The sequence below is a fragment of the Parasphingorhabdus sp. JC815 genome (assembly GCF_040717415.1).
Lineage (GTDB): Bacteria > Pseudomonadota > Alphaproteobacteria > Sphingomonadales > Sphingomonadaceae > Parasphingorhabdus.
Window position 1 is genome coordinate 1 of the sequence record NZ_JBFEFM010000025.1, and the last position, 327, is coordinate 327.

The 327-nt window shown below is 49.2% G+C and carries 1 pseudogene; it reads left to right on the forward strand.

What is annotated here, in order from left to right:
* Positions 1–310, forward strand: a pseudogene (locus AB1K62_RS14690) (3-isopropylmalate dehydratase small subunit); the annotation flags it as partial.
* Positions 311–327 lie beyond the last annotated feature (17 nt).

Sequence of the window (327 nt, forward strand, 5' to 3'; positions counted from 1 at the left end):
TCCAAGCTTCGCGCCCATTTTTGCTGGAAATTGTGTCCGTAACGGCATTCTACCCGCCGTTTTGGACGCCCAAGCTATTGCAGCCATAGAACAAGCGCATTTGCCTGCTACAATCAATCTTGCGGAGCAAAATATTAGTGTAGGTGAAGGGCATAGCTGGTCATTCCCGATAGACGAGGAAGCAAAAGCGATGTTGCTTGAAGGGCTTGATGCCATCGACCTTAGCATGAAAATGGCCGATGATATTACGGCGTGGCAAGTAGCTGACCGGACGGCGCGGCCATGGATTTATTTAGGAGCGAATTTATGACAACATCCGTCACCATT